General features: G+C 30.8%; 17 protein-coding genes. 13 read left to right on the top strand and 4 right to left on the bottom strand.

Annotation, left to right across the window (positions count from 1 at the left end; genetic code table 11):
• The first annotated feature begins 89 nt into the window (after positions 1 to 89).
• The 5 genes from B3W71_RS15785 (at position 90) to B3W71_RS15765 (ending at position 5,408) form a co-directional block, all read left to right on the top strand.
• Positions 90 to 626, top strand: coding sequence for a flavin reductase family protein (locus B3W71_RS15785; protein ID WP_346889901.1), 537 nt, complete (start codon positions 90 to 92; stop codon positions 624 to 626).
• A gap of 258 nt (positions 627 to 884) precedes the next feature.
• Positions 885 to 1,646, top strand: coding sequence for a Nif3-like dinuclear metal center hexameric protein (locus tag B3W71_RS15780; RefSeq protein WP_346889900.1), 762 nt, complete (start codon positions 885 to 887; stop codon positions 1,644 to 1,646).
• A gap of 672 nt (positions 1,647 to 2,318) precedes the next feature.
• Positions 2,319 to 2,681, top strand: a complete 363-nt coding sequence (locus tag B3W71_RS15775; protein ID WP_414632042.1) for an ATP-binding cassette domain-containing protein — start codon at positions 2,319 to 2,321, stop codon at positions 2,679 to 2,681.
• Positions 2,682 to 2,929: 248 nt separating this feature from the next.
• Positions 2,930 to 3,589: a hypothetical protein gene (locus B3W71_RS15770; RefSeq protein WP_346889899.1), complete on the top strand. Its 660-nt coding sequence runs from the start codon at positions 2,930 to 2,932 to the stop codon at positions 3,587 to 3,589.
• A 367-nt stretch (positions 3,590 to 3,956) separates the two neighbouring features.
• Positions 3,957 to 5,408 (top strand): leucyl aminopeptidase, encoded by a 1,452-nt coding sequence (locus tag B3W71_RS15765; RefSeq protein WP_346889898.1) that lies wholly within the window; start codon positions 3,957 to 3,959, stop codon positions 5,406 to 5,408.
• Between the two features lie 227 nt (positions 5,409 to 5,635).
• Here B3W71_RS15765 and B3W71_RS15760 read toward each other — a convergent pair whose 3' ends face one another.
• The gene (locus tag B3W71_RS15760) at positions 5,636 to 6,283 is read right to left on the bottom strand and encodes a biliverdin-producing heme oxygenase (RefSeq protein WP_346889897.1); all 648 of its coding nucleotides are present in this window, start codon (positions 6,281 to 6,283) and stop codon (positions 5,636 to 5,638) included.
• 300 nt (positions 6,284 to 6,583) lie between these two features.
• Between B3W71_RS15760 and B3W71_RS15755 the strand changes: the two genes are divergently transcribed.
• The 7 genes from B3W71_RS15755 (at position 6,584) to B3W71_RS15725 (ending at position 11,707) form a co-directional block, all read left to right on the top strand.
• A complete protein-coding gene (locus tag B3W71_RS15755) occupies positions 6,584 to 7,126 on the top strand; it encodes a PadR family transcriptional regulator (protein WP_346889896.1) in 543 nt (180 codons plus the stop codon).
• Positions 7,127 to 7,728: 602 nt separating this feature from the next.
• The gene (locus tag B3W71_RS15750) at positions 7,729 to 8,505 is read left to right on the top strand and encodes a class I SAM-dependent methyltransferase (protein WP_346889949.1); all 777 of its coding nucleotides are present in this window, start codon (positions 7,729 to 7,731) and stop codon (positions 8,503 to 8,505) included.
• A 127-nt stretch (positions 8,506 to 8,632) separates the two neighbouring features.
• Positions 8,633 to 9,052 (top strand): hypothetical protein, encoded by a 420-nt coding sequence (locus B3W71_RS15745; RefSeq protein WP_346889895.1) that lies wholly within the window; start codon positions 8,633 to 8,635, stop codon positions 9,050 to 9,052.
• 383 nt (positions 9,053 to 9,435) lie between these two features.
• The gene (locus tag B3W71_RS15740; RefSeq protein ID WP_346889894.1) at positions 9,436 to 10,017 is read left to right on the top strand and encodes an ATP-dependent Clp protease proteolytic subunit; all 582 of its coding nucleotides are present in this window, start codon (positions 9,436 to 9,438) and stop codon (positions 10,015 to 10,017) included.
• Between the two features lie 326 nt (positions 10,018 to 10,343).
• Entirely contained in the window at positions 10,344 to 10,631 is a 288-nt protein-coding gene (locus B3W71_RS15735) for a nitroreductase family protein (protein ID WP_346889893.1), read from the top strand.
• 50 nt (positions 10,632 to 10,681) lie between these two features.
• On the top strand, positions 10,682 to 10,867 hold the full coding sequence (locus tag B3W71_RS15730; RefSeq protein WP_346889892.1) for a MerR family transcriptional regulator: 186 nt from the start codon (positions 10,682 to 10,684) through the stop codon (positions 10,865 to 10,867).
• Positions 10,868 to 11,056: 189 nt separating this feature from the next.
• Positions 11,057 to 11,707: a class I SAM-dependent methyltransferase gene (locus B3W71_RS15725; protein WP_346889891.1), complete on the top strand. Its 651-nt coding sequence runs from the start codon at positions 11,057 to 11,059 to the stop codon at positions 11,705 to 11,707.
• Between the two features lie 150 nt (positions 11,708 to 11,857).
• Here B3W71_RS15725 and B3W71_RS15720 read toward each other — a convergent pair whose 3' ends face one another.
• The 3 genes from B3W71_RS15720 to B3W71_RS15710 all read right to left on the bottom strand — a co-directional run bounded on the left by B3W71_RS15720 (position 11,858) and on the right by B3W71_RS15710 (position 16,073).
• Positions 11,858 to 12,895 carry a YeiH family protein gene (locus B3W71_RS15720; RefSeq protein WP_346889890.1) on the bottom strand — a complete coding sequence of 346 codons (1,038 nt, stop codon included), beginning with the start codon at positions 12,893 to 12,895 and terminating at the stop codon, positions 11,858 to 11,860.
• 564 nt (positions 12,896 to 13,459) lie between these two features.
• A complete protein-coding gene (locus tag B3W71_RS15715; protein WP_414632041.1) occupies positions 13,460 to 14,416 on the bottom strand; it encodes a (4Fe-4S)-binding protein in 957 nt (318 codons plus the stop codon).
• Positions 14,417 to 14,447: 31 nt separating this feature from the next.
• A complete protein-coding gene (locus tag B3W71_RS15710; RefSeq protein ID WP_346889889.1) occupies positions 14,448 to 16,073 on the bottom strand; it encodes an FAD-dependent oxidoreductase in 1,626 nt (541 codons plus the stop codon).
• Positions 16,074 to 16,253: 180 nt separating this feature from the next.
• Between B3W71_RS15710 and B3W71_RS15705 the strand changes: the two genes are divergently transcribed.
• Entirely contained in the window at positions 16,254 to 17,177 is a 924-nt protein-coding gene (locus tag B3W71_RS15705; protein ID WP_346889888.1) for a LysR family transcriptional regulator, read from the top strand.
• Positions 17,178 to 17,252: the final 75 nt, after the last annotated feature.

The following is a 17,252-nucleotide window of genomic DNA, read 5'->3' as shown; positions in this document are numbered from 1 at the left end:
TGATAGTATCTAACTAAAAAGTGCATACTTGCTACTAATTATATACTAATTTATCATAGATATATCAAGTTTACAAGGAGAATGATATTATGAAAAAAGAGATACAAGTATTCGATTATGCCAATGAGATTATGAAAGCTATTAAAACAGGTGTTTTATTAACAACAAAAACAGATGATAAAGTTAACTCTATGACTATTTCATGGGGAACTCTGGGGATTGAATGGGGAAAGCCGATTTTTACAGTTTTCGTAAGAGAGAATCGTTTCACGAAACAACAACTTGAAAAAAATCCTGAATTCACTATAAACATACCAATTGGTGAGTTTAATAGAAAAATATTATCTATCTGTGGTACAAAGTCTGGTCATGTAACTGATAAGATTAGTGAACTTAACTTGTCACTTGAATCACCTAATATAATTTCAGTTCCAGCTATCAAAGAACTTCCACTAACACTTGAATGCAAAGTTGTATATAAACAAAAACAAAATAAGAATGAGATTACAGAAGAGAATAAGATGAAATTTTACCCACAAGACGTAGAAAGCTCATTTCATGGAGCAAACAAGGATTTTCACACAGCTTACTATGGTGAAATTGTTAGTGCATATATTATAGAATAGTATATTTTGAAGTTTTAATACATTGTTGAGTTATGGTAATAACACGGAAGTAGTCAAATTCCAATTTATATAAAAGATTAAATGTAAAATAAGCCAATGATATTAAAAGTATCATTGGCTTATGCTATAATTATATAGGAAATATTTTGAAAAATATAGCTAGATAAATAGGGATTAAACCTACTGATTATTATACTAAGAAAGTTTGTACTTATAAAATGTAATTAATAAATTAACGTAAATTATGGAGGTAAGTATATGGATGTTTCACATATTGTTGAAAGAATTAATGAACTTTTTAATGTAACAAATAAGGAAATCTATTTTAGTGAATCTGGGATTACATACCATGCAGATAAAAAAGTTAAAAAATTAGGATACTGTGTTAACCTGACGCTTGAAACTGTAGAGGAAGCAAGAATTCATGGAGTTGATATGATGATGACACACCACGATGCATGGGATGAAATATATGGATTAAAAGAGGCATGCATAGAAAAACTAGCAGAGTACGGTATAAGTCACTACTATAATCACTTACCACTTGATGACTGTAACTTTGGAACAAATGATAGTTTATTAAAAAAATTGAATTTAGAAAATGTTAAAAGAACCCACGAATGGGAAGGATTATATTTTGGTAGAATCGCAGAATATGATGAAGAAATTGAATTTAATGAATTGGTAAAAAATATTGAAAATCTACTTGAAGAACCAGTTAAATCTTGGCGATTTAATGACAAAAAGGTGAAGCGAGTGGGCTTAGTCTGTGGTAATGGAGGGCCAACAACTTGCCTTAAGGAAGCAGTTGAAAATAAGTGTGATGTATACATTACAGGTGAATGTAATTTGTATACGATTCAATATGCTAAGTTTAAGGGGATAAATCTTATCATTGGGAGTCATACTTTCACAGAATTCTTTGGAATTCAAAGTTTAGCATTGAAATTGAGCGAGAATAAAAAAGAACTTGAAGTAGTGAGACTTAATGAAAAGCATTATGAAGCGAATATAAAATAAGACATAATACCAAGTCTTGTTGGGCGATTTTGGAATGAATGGTTGCCATCATCTGGATATAGATGAGCCAATGAAAATTACCCAGATATTGAGGTATATCCAGATGAATATTTTCTCAAAGACAATTTCAAATATGAACTTTGGTTTCCTGTTGAAAGGGAATAAGTGAGCCTAATAAGCATTATTTAAAGTTAAGTTGCTTCACAGTTTTCATTTAACGTTATAACAGCCATAAATCAGTAACCCTATTCTTGATTTATATATAATCATAATAGAAAATACTATTTTATGGCTGTTTTTTTGCACGAATTGCTGTCGTATCCAAATTTCTTCATGAACTGCATATAAAAATTTTGTAGCTAGTTTATATCCTATCCGTCACATAAGTTCCATTATTACTTTTGTGATATTATAAAATGTAAATAAAATCAATTTAGTGGCCTAATTTTACACGCATCTCTGTGACCCCTTTATTTATTATAGATAACAAATAACAAATAAAAAGTAATATATTTGAAAAAATAATAAACTGATATACACTTACAGAGACAAGCTTGGTTAAAATAGTGAGTCTTTAGATTAGCTAAATAGTTACTGTGTTTTGAAAAAATAGAATATTAATGATATGAAAAGGAGACAACTTGATATAAAAAAAAGATTTTAACCAATGATATGACAATCTATCAGAACCTTTTTCTGGCAATGAATTTCCTTAATATCACTACCAAGGAAAAGGATACAAGAATAGAGGAAATATTAAAAAAGATTCATTTAGAAGAATTTAAAGATGAAAAGGTTAATACACTCTCAGGTGGTGAACAGCAAAGAGTAGCACTGGCAAGAACAATACTCAAGCCAGGTGATATCATTCTTGCAGATGAGCCAACTGGATCTTTAGATTCTACGGCTGCTGAAATAGCATTTAATCTAATTAAGGATTTAAGCAAACAGTATAGAAAGACTGTAATGATGGTTACGCATAGTAAAGATTTAGCAAATCAAGCGGATAGAATAATTAACATTTTGGAGTGTTAGGCATCTGAAAATAAATAATAAATCAAAGATGGGTTTTAGGATATAGCTTGGGTAGCGTCAGCAAAATTCTATAGATTTATACTCTTAATTAAATTCATTAAGGAAGTTGGAAACTATTAGAGCAAGTTAAAAGATTGTAAAATTAGCATAAACAAATTCAAAATGGTTCTTATAGAAAATTATACCATGTAGTATTTCAATTATTTTTCGATATATAAAGTATATTCAATAAATTGGAGGTAATTATTATGAGCTCAATTAAAATTAATGAAACAATCTTCTACCCAATAAACTCAGCTGTTAATGAATATAAAACTAAAGACAATAATAAGAATATAGAAAAAAATTATGATGGTGAAGCTTATAATGATACAAATGATTCAGTTATATCAAAGAATGCCTTAATAGGGTATGAGTTTTTGAATCGTATTGAATCTTCATTTGGAGATAGTAACAAGATCCATTTAATAGAAAAATATACTATAGAATACGAAAAAATTAAAGATGAGATTGCTTCTGGTAAGTATGGAAATGATACAAAAAAATATATGACATTACTAGATAATACATTTAAAGACTCATTGGAGAATGCTGCTAATATCCTAGGAGAAACACTAGAAAAAATAAATGTCAAAGATAATAGAATCAAGTTTTCAGGAAGAAATTTAATTAAGTATCAAAAACAGCATGATACAGCTACACTAATTGCTTGGACACTTAGAGCAGAGAATAAAAGAATTTCACAGGAAATAGAGGTGCATAGGAAGAAAAAAAATCGTGGAAAGGTAGCCTCCCTAACTGAATTAAGAAGTACTTATAACCGTATAATAAACAATGTTTCTGATATAGCAACTAAGATAAGAAGTGATATTGATGATAATTATAGTAAAGATAAAATTAAAGAATGATTTATTTTGGATTATATAGAATTTATATGTAGCGTATCAATCTATATACTTAAAAAACACCTAATAGTGCTATCAAGAATAATCTACCTTGAAATAGTAACATTAAAACGTGGTTACTCCACTTCAACAGGGATGAGTGATACCAGTAGCCACATGCAACATACAAAATCTATGCAGGTTTAAAACTTGCATAGGTTTTGTTCATAAAATAATTATTTAATAAATTCTTCTGCCTAAGTCATGTTATCTTTACTTTTCTGATTTATTTTACCTATATATTTAGAAAAAAATCCTTTAATAAGTTTTACGAAGTGTGATATAATGTTAGATAATAATAATTATTAATTAATAAAGGAGGTATCATAAGATGATACAAGTAAAAGATTTAAGTGTTGATAGCTTACAATGTACTGTTACTTTTGTATATGAAGATCAACAAACAGATAATGAGATTTTAGAGAGATTGAAAGCAAAAAAAGCATTTGAAGGAAAAAGTGAACAAATATTTTATAGAACTACTAATGATTTAAATTATGAGATTTTTGTAGGGTTAGGTAAATATGAAGAGGTAGAAAGAGAGGACTTTGTAAATGCAATTGCTAAAGCTATGAAACAAGCTGAAAAGTTAAATGTAGATAACCTTGGTATTTACTTTATAAATGTCAAAGGATTATGTACAGGCCGTATTACGAAAGCTATAGTAGAAGGTGTGAAATTAGCAGGCTATAAATTCAGTAAGTATAATAAAGGGAAAGAAATCTATAATCCACATGTAACTATATTAGGTGCACCAAAGGAAAAGACCGTAAAAATGGCAGAGAAAATAGTAGAAGCTACCAATGTTATTGATGGTGTGATTTTAGCTCGTGACCTTGTAAATGAACCTGCTAACATATTGTATCCAGAAACTTTAGCAGAACGTGCAGCCTTAGTTGGAAAAGAAAGTGGCTTTGAAGTAGAAATATTTGATGAAAATAAAATAGAAGAATTAGGAATGAAGGCATTTTTAGAGGTTGCAAAAGGATCTATTTATAAGCCAAGACTAATAGTTATGAGATATATGGGTAATCCTAAGAGTAATGAAAAATTTGGACTTGTAGGTAAAGGTCTTACTTTTGATACAGGTGGATATTCTCTTAAACCATCAACATCTATGGACACTATGAAAAGTGACATGGGTGGAGCAGCCGCTGTTATTGGCACAATGCAAGCATTAGCAAAGAATAAAGTACAAAAGAATGTAATAGCAGTAGTAGCAGCTTGTGAAAATGCTATTTCAGGTGGAAGCTATAAACCAGGAGATATTATTGGGTCTATGGCAGGTAAGACTATAGAAGTATTAAATACAGATGCAGAGGGTAGATTAACATTAGTTGATGCTATTACTTATATTATTGAAAAAGAAAATGTAGCAAAATTAGTAGATGTAGCAACCCTTACAGGAGCAGTATTAGTAGCACTTGGTACTGAAGTAACAGGAGTAATAAGTAATGATGATGCTTTTTATGATGAGTTATTAGTAGCATCAAAGAGAAGTGGAGAAAAATTCTGGAGACTTCCAAATGATAAATGCTTTAAAAAATTATATAATGGTAGCTTTGCAGAACTTAAAAATATTGGCGGACGTAATGCTGGAACAATTACAGCTGGTATGTTTATAGAAGAGTTTGTGCAAGATAAGCCATGGTTACATCTAGATATTGCAGGAACTGCTTGGACAGATGATGGAAATGATTGTACACCTAAGGGAGGAACAGGAGCCCCTGTTAAAACATTATATGAACTTGTTGTAAAACATGTATGTGAACATTCTAAATAAATAAGGTTTTTATTGTATTGATTAGTGTTAATAGTGCTATCAAGAATAATCTACCTTGAAATAGTAACATTAAAACGTGGTTACTCATATGTATCACCTCCCTTCAACAGGGATGAGTGATACCAGTAGCCCACATGCAATATACAAAACCTATGCAGGTTTAAAACTTGCATAGGTTTTATTCATAAAATAACTATTTAATAAATTCTTCTGTCTAAGTGTTATCTTTACTTTTCTGATTTATTTAACTTAAACTCCATTTCCTCAGATACATTTACATTAAATAAATAAGTTAAATTCACCTCATTTAAAAATTTATCCTGAAGTTCTTCCGGTAAGTCAATCTCATTAAGCTTATTGTGGTATACCCCAACAAAAGATTTTATGTCTTTTATTCCTTCAAAAACATGATAGTTTAAGGCTTCTCTATCAATCTTATAGTAGTCTTCCATAAGAGAAAACATTTGTCTTCCTCCAAATAAGTCCGCTAAATATCTTGTATAAGCATGGGCTACTAATAGCTCTGGTTGCATTTTAGACACTTCTTTTAATCTATTAACAAAAACTTCAGTAGATTTTAATGGAATTATTTCTTTCATCTTTTCACCAAAAAGTAACTCTAAGTCCTTTTCTATAGCCTTACCTCTTTTTAATTTCTCATAAATAAAAGGTTTTATTACTTCATTATCTTTATTCTTGTCCATCTCCTCTTCTATAGTTTTATAAATAAAACATAAGTTAAATAGATATTCTGCATAACTATCTTTTGATGCCTTTTCAGCAAATAATCTCTTAATAAAACCAGTAGATTCAGCCATAGCATGTAGATCTTTTGTATTTTCACGTATATTTAACATTAATTTTTCTTTACTCATATTATTATCTCCTTTTTAAATAATATCAATTATTATTAACTAGTCATTCTTGACTAGTTTCATTATAGCACTTTTGACATTATAGTCAAGTATGACTATAATAAATATTAAATCATTTACTCAATAGATATGCCTTGGATAAATTTTTCTAAGACTCATATGTAGTAAGCTTTTACTCATATTCACTCCATCTAAGTCTTAGAATCACCTTACGTAAAAAAGTTAGACAATATGGAAAGGAGTTGAACTTTAATGAGGTTTTATACTTATCAATAACAGTATCCCTCATTAAATATAATTATGAGTGATAGACGTCTTTTATTATTAGGATTATTAAAATTTCAAAGTCAACACGGTTATCAAATAAACGAATTTATTGAAAATAATATGAGTTGCATACTTCCTTTAAAGAAACCCACTGCCTATGCTATACTAAACAAGCTTCAAGAAGAAGGATATATTCAAATGAAGGAAGAACAAACAGAAAACCGTCCCACAAAAAAAGTTTTTTCTATAACAGAAAAAGGTGAGACCTTATTTTTAGAGTTAATGGAAAGCAGTTTAAAAAATGTAGATGAAATCAACTTTTCTGGCGATGTTGCATTTCTATTTTTAGATAAGCTACCAAAAGAAAAAGTAATATATTGTTTAGATAAAAGAATAGAAAAACTAGAAGAAATCATTGAAGAATATAAAGCTATAATCCAAACCACCCCTAAAGGTCACAAGGATCATAATGGTATAGCTTTTGCCATAAAAAGGAGATCCGCTTTACTAAAAGAAGACCTGTCCTGTGTGAAAGACCTTAGGGAAAGTTTCCTTCTTAACACCCAAGAATTATAAATCTTCTAAATTATAAAGGAAGCCCTTCTGAGCTTCCTTTAACTTATATCTTTTTCATATTTCAAATTAAACTATAGTAATTATTAGTAGTTACTCTTGACTGCTTTCTACTCTGCAATTAATTATTTTTAAAAATTAAATATATATTTATAAAATATAGTTTTGCTCTAGGATGCTTAACTCTAGTTATATCAAAGGTTTAAATGGGGTGGAATATCGGAAGTGTGGAAGTTAAGAAGTTAGGAATATTGGAAGGAGCATTGAGAAAAAACGCAAGATAAATAGTTGATAACCACTCATTAGATTATGGATTAGGTGACATCTATGAACAAGATGAATGAGGAAGGAATAGTAGTTCTATATAAAATATAATAGAATTTAGAATATGATACAGAGAACTATACCATAAGTAAATGCAGTTTTTAGCCTTAACCATTGATATAACTTAGCTAAGGATGTTTTTATAAATGAAAATACCGTATTGTAAGTAATGACATATTTTCAAAATATGTTAAAATAAAATTAGTAACAAATCTGAGTAATAGACAAATAGGAATTTGTTAAGGAGATTATTTATATAATGGGAGGGGTAAAAAGTGTCAATGATTAAAGGTTTAGAAACCACATTTAACTCTGTTTACGCTGAATACGACAGGTGGCGTCCTGCTTATGTTAAAGAGCTATATGATGATATTTTTGATGTAAAAGAAATAACTCCGTCAAGCAATGTGCTTGAGGTTGGAATAGGAACTGGACAAGCAACATTGCCAATACTTGAAACTGGTTGTAGTTTAACTGCAATTGAATTAGGTGACCAGTTAGCGGAATTTTCAAAATATAAGTTTAAAAATTATGAGAAATTTAATATTGAAAATTTGGCATTTCAAGATTTTGAGTGTCCTCCTAATTCATTTGACCTCATCTTTTCAGCATCAGCCTTTCACTGGATTCCTGAAGATATAGGATATACCAAAGTATTTGATATGTTAAAAAGCGGTGGTGTTTTTGCACGATTTGCTAATCGCCCATATAAAGACAAGAAACGCAATAATATTCATATTGCATTTGAAAATATATATGCAAAGTATATGCCTGGTTCATTAGGTGGAGATGAATATAGTGAGGAAAATGCTAAAAATATAGCGAACATAGCTTACAAATATGGATTTATAGATATAAGTTATAGGCTTTATCATAGAACAAGAACCTTTACAGCCGATGAATATACATCATTATTAGGCACCTATTCAGACCACATTGCTATTGAAGAAACGACAAGAATGAAATTCTTTGATGAAATAAGAGAAGCAATTAATGATAACGGTGGCATTATTACTATATACGATACAATAGATTTACAACTTGCAATAAAACCATAACTTCCTGTTATGAACATAACACACAGTTCGCTAAATCCCGATTTATATTATTGAGATTAATATTTTTAAATAGAAAAAATTATATAGGTTTATTTTTTAGTGCAAGATAAATTAAGGGGCTATAAAAATGGATTGGTTAAATACATATGGATTAATCATTATAATACCTAATGTTATATTTGCAATGAAAGAGAAAAATTTTGAAAGTAAATATAATAATAAAGTAGTTGAACTTATTGAGCAAATAGGAAAGTTTGGGTCAATAGCTTTAATGATTTTTAATATACCATTATTAGACTATGGTTATTGGTTTACTAATGGGAAGGTTTTATATATGTTCTTAATTTGTGTGCTATCAATATTATATTGTTTTGTATGGTCTTTATATTTTAAAAAGTCATCAATCGAAAAAGCAATGTTACTTGCTATTATTACAACAATAATATTTTTATCAAGTGGCATAATACAAGAAAAAATATTATTGATGATAACATCAGTATTTTTTGGTATAGGACATATTATTATTACTTATTATAACAATAGATAATTTCAATCTATATGCTACTAAGATATACGTTTTTATATATAGCAATGCTGGATATTATACCAAAATTATGTAGAGTAAACATAGAGGTAGTATATGGGCAATTCTAAGCTCTTTCACTTAGGGAAAGGTGAACCATAGTACCATAAGTGATGATTTAGTTAGCAGAACTTACTCAGCGAGCGAATGTGCGTCGGGTTTCCTAAATAAATGATGTTTTTAATAAAACTGTATAATTAAGTAAAATATAGTATAGAGAGTGTAAAGTTCTTAAATCATAAGTTTTAATATGATTGAGGTGTTTATAATACGATAGTTTTATGTTACAATGTTAAAAAATGGATATAATGTTGTAGAATACATTTTATTGAGAGGAGATTGTTAGTATGAATAATGAAGAGAAAAATCAAGAAAAAGAAACTTCAAGTTTAGTTATAGAAAAACAATTGAAATCAAGGTCTATAATAATTTCAGGAGAAATTAATCAAGCTTTAGCTGAAAAGGTAACAGCACAACTTTTAATTCTTCAAGAAATGGGAGATGAGCCTATAAAGATATTTATTAATAGTCAAGGTGGTCATGTTGAGGCTGGTGATACAATTCATGATATGATTAAATTTGTAAAACCACGAGTTATTGTAATTGGTACTGGTTGGGTTGCAAGCGCAGGAATTACAATTTATCTTGGAGCAGATAAGGAAAATAGATACTCTTTACCAAATACTAGATATATGATACATCAACCATTAGGTGGATTTAACGGACCTGCAACAGATATAGGAATTGAAGCAAAAGAAATTATAAGAGTTCGTAAGAGAATTAATACGATTATTAGCGATGCTACATGTCAAACATTAGAAAAAATAGAACAAGATACAGATAGGAATTATTGGCTAAATTCTAACGAAGCAGTTGAATATGGAATAGTAGGTAAGATTATTTCTAGATATGATGATATAGAGAAGTAAGTATTTATTTTAATTATCAATGATAAAATTATATATTTACTTATTTAGTGTGAAAGCCGTAGAGTAAATCTGCGACTTTTTTATTTTACCGTGAATCATACTATTATATTTATCCGATGACTACCCACTCTAATACTCCCATCTTCTTCAAAGTGGGAGTAAAGAGTGGCTACGACCCTGGATAACGATTTCTCCTAAAGGACAACGAGTTCTAAGTATCGAAAATACTGATACTAAGAACTCTGTTAGTAAGCTTCAGTTGGAGTAAAAACACCCTCTGAAGCAAAGAACTCTGTTTATTTCAGAAAAAAGAAAGGATGTTAAATATGTTATTAGATTTATTAAGAAATAGAACAAGCATTAGAGACTTTACAGGTGAAGATATATCTATGGAGGTAATTAAGTATATTCTTGAAGCAGGAAGACTATCTCCCTCAGGCGGGAATGAGCAATCATGGAAATTTGGTGTAATTATTGATAAAGACATGATAAAGAAGGTTTCAGAAATAGCCTACAACCAAAAGTGGATAGAATCAGCAAGCATTCTAATAGTTCTTTACACCTGTATAGTGGTAAAGAATACATTAATTAACTTTCATAAGCTACAGTATTGACTCTAACCCAAGGTTGGGATTTATAATAGCTTTGAGAGGGGGGTTAAATCTTGAAAATTGGAGAGTTCGCTAGGAAATCAGGGGTAACTGTAAAAACATTGCTTCATTATGATAAGATTGGACTATTACACCCATCTTCGAAAACGGAAGCAGGTTATAGAATTTATTGTGATAAAGATTTTATCAAGTTACAGCAGATTACTACACTAAAATTTATTGGGTTATCACTTGAATAAATAAGACAACTTATAAATAAAGAAGGTCAAAATGTAGAAAGTATAATCAGTATTCAAACAAAAGCATTAGATGAAAAGAAGAAGCATATTGAGACAGTTATTACTGCCCTAAATAAAGCCGAAAGACAAATACAAAATAATAGTTTTTTGGATGTTCAGCAACTTATAGATATTATCAAGATTACAAATATGGAAACAAGAGCAAAACAAAGATTTGATGATGCAAGCAACCAGTATGTTACTGATAGCTATTACTGGAGGTCTAAGACGGCAGAATTAATAAATGAATTAGTTGAACCTAATATTAATGATGTCTTACTTGATTTAGGATGCGGCACTGGTAAACAAATAATTGAGCTATCTCCAAAAGTAAAATTAGCAATTGGTGTAGATATTAGTGATGGAATGCTTGGACAAGCTAGGGAAAATATACAGAGTGAAAAAGTAAATAATATTGAACTTTATATAGGAACCTTTGAAGAACCTAACTTGAATGTAGATTTACAGAAAAAATGTATTACAAAAATTATTTCCAATTATGCTCTACATCATTTAACTACTATATATAAACAAAAAGCAATAGAAAAAATGATTAATATAGGCGGAGAGAATTTACAAAGTATCATCATTTGCGATTTAATGTTTTTTGAAAATCCTAACGATTATGAACAAGAATTTGCTATAGTAGGATATGGACCAGAAGTAGATTTTCCATCGGGTGTTGAAGAGTTAGTAAATTGCTTCTCTAACTTTGATTTTACAGTTGAAGTGCATAAATTACATCCACTTGTAGGTGTTTTAGTTGCTAATAGAAAAAAATCAACAGCTCACAATGAATAAGTTTTACGATATATAACTCTATGATAGGACAAAAGAAACTATTAGTCTTATTAGTTGCCACAAATACATTAAATGATATACTTGTAAAAAAAGAACGGGGCTTTCGCAAAACATATTCTGCGACAGCCCCACTCCTAAATAACTAGTATATTATCCTACATATCCTGCAAATAAGTGAATGAATAACATGGAGGAAGCTGCAACTGCTAACCAAGTACATCCACCAAGAATAATAGGTTTAACCCCTTTGGTAAATAGGTCTTTGAATTGGATTTTGAAACCTACACCAGCAAGAGCGATTGTAATAAAAAATTTGTAACCAACTTTAAATAATTTAGATAATCCATTAATGTGACTAAATAAACCAACTGTGTTTAATACAGCCATTAATAAGAATCCAAGGATAAACCATGGAAATACTTTTAATACTGTTTGACCTACGCTTGCTTGTTCAGTAGCAGCAGTAGTGTTATCTTTTGCTTGTTTACGAATTGCAAGTACTGTAAAAATTACAGCAAGAGCTATAAGCATAGTTGTTCTAGTTAATTTTACGGTAATTGCTAAGTTAAGATCAACTCCGCATAAAGCATTATAGGTAGCTTCAGATGCAGCAACACTGGAAGTATCATTGATTGCAGTGCCAGCTAAGAAACCAAATTGGTTGGCAGTTAAATTAAGAGCACATGCAATGTATGGATAAGTTAAGGCTCCTAAAATATCAAATAAAAAGATTGCTGTCATTGCATATGCAATTTCAGTTTCTTTTGCCTTAATAATTGATGCAAGAGTTGCAATAGCAGTTCCACCGCAGATGGAAGTACCTCCACCAACTAGGGTACATGTATTACTAGAAAGATTTAATTTCCTTCCAACAAAAAAGGCAACAGAAAAAGCAAGACAGATATTAAAAATGATTAATGGAAGTGCTTTTGCACCATACCCAAGAATTTGAGTAAAGTTTAGTGTAGCACCAGCTAGTATAATACCAATGTTCAAACATTTTTTTCCTGCAAAAGTAGTTCCTTTTTTAAAATCTTTATCTACGGTTGGAAGAAAATTGACAATTAACATACCGATGAATAGACCAATCATCGGTGCACCTATAACATTTTGTAATCCCCCTAAATACGTAGCAATAATTGCAATGATAACACAAACCACAATGGCAAGATAGGATTTTTTGTTCATTAGCTCATCTCCTCATATTTGACTATGTTTTGTTAAAAAATAAACAAATAAAGATATAAATAAACGGAGTTCTTTGCTTCATGGGTGGTTTTTACTCCCACTAAAGCTTAGAAAACGTTATCATGAGTCGCAGCCACTCTTTACTCCCACTTTGAAGAAAAGCAGAGAACCAAAATTTCTGATTTTGTGTGAATCGCTTTCACAGAGTGCGATGGAGTATTAGAGCTTGTAGTCATCGGATAAAGTGAGCAAGTAAGGCATCTGAAAATAAATAGGGAGTATTAGAGCGGGTACACAAAACAGACGAACATTCTGACTTATTTATTTTTTGAAGATGCCTAAACTTTATTACTACCTTAAAAGGGTTTCATATGCATTGGATAGAACCCTTTTAAGGTGGTTTTTAAGATTATAACCAGTTGATTTATTTTAGTCACTATCAAATAAATAATAGATNNACTATGACAGGATTTTAACTCCTTGTCTCGTGACAAATATACTTCGAATCTTTGGTCTATTATTTATTTTCACGTGCCTTAGTGCTATGGATCTAGATGCTTTGAATTAGCAAGTAGCGCCGCCAACTAAGTGAAGTTTTGAATCTAAAATCTCTTGTTTACGTGCCCAAATATCATCTGAAAGTAATTCTTTTTCAATTGCTTCAAAGCCAATACGTTCGATTGTTTGAGATAAACGTTCTCCAGTTTGTCCTTGTTCTCTGTAAAGTAAGATTAATTTTTCCACTACTCCTAATGCTTCTTCTTTTGTTGTAAATACCTTGCTTAGTGGAACTCCCTGAGCAATACTTTTACCCCATCTACCCCCAATGTAGATTTTGTATCCCGTAGTACCATCTTCAATACAGTCGAAGTGACATTTACCAATACAACGTCCGCAGTTGTTGCAAAGATCTTTATTGATTTCTAAGATACCATCTTCAAGTTTAGCAACTTTTATTGGACATGCTTCTTCAACACTACATTTTTTACATCCATTACAACTATCTTCATCATAGTTAGGGATTCTTTGGCCAATAATACCGATGTCATTTAAGTCTGGTTTTACACAGTTATTTGGACATCCACCTACTGCGATTTTAAATTTGTGTGGTAATTTAACCTTTGCATATCCGTTGTAGAATCTTTCATGAATTTCTTCTGAAAGACCAAATGTATCGATTAAACCATATTGGCAAGTAGTACCTTTACAACTTACAACTGGACGAACTTTAGAACCAGTACCACCAGTTACTAAGCCTTCTTTTGCAATGTATTCTTGGAATTTTTCGATGTTATCATAGTGAATTCCTTGACATTCAACTGTAAGACGAGTTGTGAAAGTTACAACACCGTTTCCATATAAATCTGTTGCTTCTGATAAGCATATGTTTTGAGCAGCAGTTATTTTACCATTTACAGTTATAATTCTGGCAGAGAAGCAATCAGTCCCCCTGTTCCTTAAAAAGCCCATTCCTTTAACTCTTTTTTCATCTTCAGCAGTTATTTTAAGTTGAGTTATCATAGTTAATTCCTCCATTTATATAAAATTTGTATTATAATTCCACTTCAGAAAAAGTAGAACCACCTTCAAGTACAAGAGTATTTGTGTAACCATAATGTTTCAAACGATTTTGTAATAGATACGCACGTTTACCTTTGGCACAAACTAAGAGTAATTTGTCATCTAAGCCATAGCCTTCTACAGGGCCTGTCACTTTTGTAAGGTCAATATAAGGAGCCCCAGTAATAGAAGGAGTAATTGAAGCATCAATTACTTGATAACCTTCTGGCTTGTTAGTTTTATATTCAAATGGAGTAATTGTTGAAAATGCTCCACTGATTTTGTTAAGTAATACATTTACTGTATGAGAGAATGGATGGATTGCTGTAGAGAATGGTGGAGCATAAGCTAAGTCCATATTCTCAATATCTTCTAATGAAGCATTGGTGGTAATAGCTGTTACTGCGATATCAACCATTTTATCAACGGCACCTTTACCAAGTACTTGAAGACCTAATAATTTCTTAGTCTCTTTATCAGCAATCATTTTTACGATAAATGATGATGCGCCTGGATAGTAGTGTGCTTTATCGTCTACTACAGTTACAACAGAAGCAACATCAAAACCAGCATCTTTTGCTTGTTGTTCAGTTAAACCAGTACGGCCTACATTTAATTCTGGTAATTTACAAACACCGGTACCTAATACACCATTATATTTTAAGTTGCCACCAACAATATTTCTTGCTGCAACACGACCTTCGATATTTGCAGAAGATCCCATAGGAGACCAAGCAGGAACTTTTGTAATGGAATTTGTTACGCAAGCACAGTCACCAACTGCATAGATATCTTTATCATTTGTTTGTAAATATTCATCTACCTTAATTGTTTTATTAGGCATAAGTTCAATTGATGTGCCTTCTAAGAAAGCAGTATTAGCACGAATACCCATTGCAAGAATTACTGCATCACATTTCATCGCACGTTTTTGTGTCTTAACTTTTTCAACTTTCTCTTCTCCAAGAATACCTTCAAGGCGAGTGTTAGTAAAAGTCATAATACCGTGATCAGCAAGATGGTTTTCTACATACTCACAAAATTCAGGATCGAAACCTGGAAGTACGTGATCTGCCATATCAAGAACAGATACTTTAACGCCTTGTAATGCTAAATTTTCAGCAACTTCAAGTCCTATGAAGCCACCACCAACAACGATAGCTCGTTTAATTTCTCCTGCTTCTACAGAATCTCTTAATGAAATTGCATCTTCTGGAGTTCTCATAAAGTAAACACCTTTTAAATCCACACCATCAAGGCTTGGCTTGATTGGATTTGCACCGGAAGCAATTACTAATTTGTCATATGTAAATGTAGAGGCCTCATTCGTAGATAAATTTAAAGCATCCACAGATTTTTCTACTTGATTTACTTTAGTTACTTCCATTTGCGTTAAAACCTTAACACCTGTAAGTGAAGAAAAACTTTCTGGTGTGTTCACAATGAGACCAGAACGTTCATGAATTAAATCTCCAACATAGTATGGTAAACCGCAGCCCGCGTATGAAATATCACTGCTTTTTGCTAAGATGGTAATCTCTAAATCACGATTTTCTCTTTTTAATTTAGCAGCTACTTTTGTACCAGCAGCGACACCACCAACAATAAGTATTTTCACAAAATCACTTCCTTTGTCATTTATTTAACATATCCTTACTCTAAATATAGCATTTGAGTTAATATTATGAAAGTGGTAATATCTTATTAGTATCATAGGAAAAGCTGATGAACTTTTTTGTTAATATATGTCGAAAATGTAAACCGGATATGGTATATATCAGAAGAAGGGTGAGATTACATGACTATTAAACATTTACGTGTATTTATTGAGGTAGCAGAAAGCGGGAAAATGAGCATTGCAGCAGCAAAGTTTTATTTATCACAACCAACAGTAAGCCAAATAATAAAGGAATTAGAAGAACATTATGGTTTTTTATTATTTGAACGTTTATCTAAGAAACTGTTTATTACTGAGGAAGGAAAAAAATTACTCTATTATTCAAAGCAGGTTGTACAGCAATTTGATGAATTAGAAAGTAAAATGTTAGAGTTATCAAAGGTACAAGCATTCCGCATTGGTTCAACAATTACAATAGGAAGCTGCTTAATCAACGATATTATTAAAGAATTTGAGCGCATTGATGATACTGTTGAAATCTATTCTTATGTGAATAATACACAAGCAATTGAAGAAGAACTGTTAAAAGCTAACATAGATATCGCCCTAGTAGAAGGTGTTGTTAAAAGTCAGGATTTAGTAAGCATTCCAGTGGTTGATGATTATTTAGTATTGGTGTGTAATAAGAATCATCCATTAGCTGAAAATCGCCACTTTACAGTGGAAACACTGAATGATCAACGATTTGCAATGAGAGAAAAAGGAAGTGGAACAAGAGAACAGTTTGAGGATTATATAAATAAAAGGGGTATTACAATTAAAGAAAGTGTGGTAGCAAATTGCCCAACAGCTATGATTAATGCTGTGATTGAGCAAGGCTGCTTAGCGGTTTTATCTGTGAGATTAGTCCAAGAACAGATTAAGGATGGAAGTATCGTAGTTTTAAAAAATGAAGATTGTACATGGAATCGTTCCTTTTCTATTGTATATCATAAGAATAAATTTCTATCACATAGCATTGTAAACTTTATTCAAGTTGCATCAAGCTTTAAACGTCCAGAAATTATGGATTTGATTGATAATATATCAAGTAAATATTCATAGTTATTTCCAATGATATACTTAGGTAAAACTTAATTTAATTCAATATATAATTATGGTATGTTAAAAAGTTAATAT

The sequence above is a fragment of the Clostridium sp. UBA1056 genome, assembly GCA_002316385.1.
In the GTDB taxonomy this organism is placed as follows: Bacteria; Bacillota; Clostridia; order Clostridiales; family Clostridiaceae; genus Clostridium_J.
Note: the sequence above shows the minus strand (reverse complement) of the source record. Positions and strands in the feature narration are given on the sequence as shown.